Genomic DNA, 422 nt, shown 5'->3' with positions numbered 1-422 from the left:
TCGACTACCGCAGCCCGCGCGGCCTGGACAAATCTCTGATCCTGCAACTGGGCAGCGGCCAGTGGCTGCGCGACGGCCTGAACCTGATCATCGGCGGCCCAACTGGCGTGGGCAAAACCTGGCTCGCCTGCGCGCTGGCTCACAAGGCCTGCCGCGACGGTTACAGCGTGCGTTATCTGCGCTTGCCGCGCTTGATGGAGGAACTGGGCCTGGCCCACGGAGACGGCCGCTTCGCCAAGCTAATGGCTGGCTACGCCAAGACCGACCTGCTGATCCTGGACGACTGGGGCCTGGCGCCATTTACCGCCGCTCAGCGGCGCGACATGCTTGAACTGCTGGACGACCGTTACGGCAACCGCTCGACACTGGTGACCAGCCAAATGCCGGTGGACAAATGGCATGCACTGATCGGCGATCCGACC

General features: G+C 65.2%; 1 pseudogene. It reads left to right on the top strand.

The window, feature by feature from the left end:
• Window positions 1-422 (top strand): annotated as a pseudogene (gene istB, locus IC37_RS28665) (IS21-like element ISPre4 family helper ATPase IstB); the annotation flags it as partial.

Origin of the sequence: Pseudomonas sp. QTF5 (assembly GCF_000512695.2) — a bacterium.
Lineage (GTDB): Bacteria > Pseudomonadota > Gammaproteobacteria > Pseudomonadales > Pseudomonadaceae > Aquipseudomonas.
The sequence above is the reverse complement of the archived record's forward strand: the minus strand, read 5'-3'. Positions and strand labels throughout refer to the sequence as shown.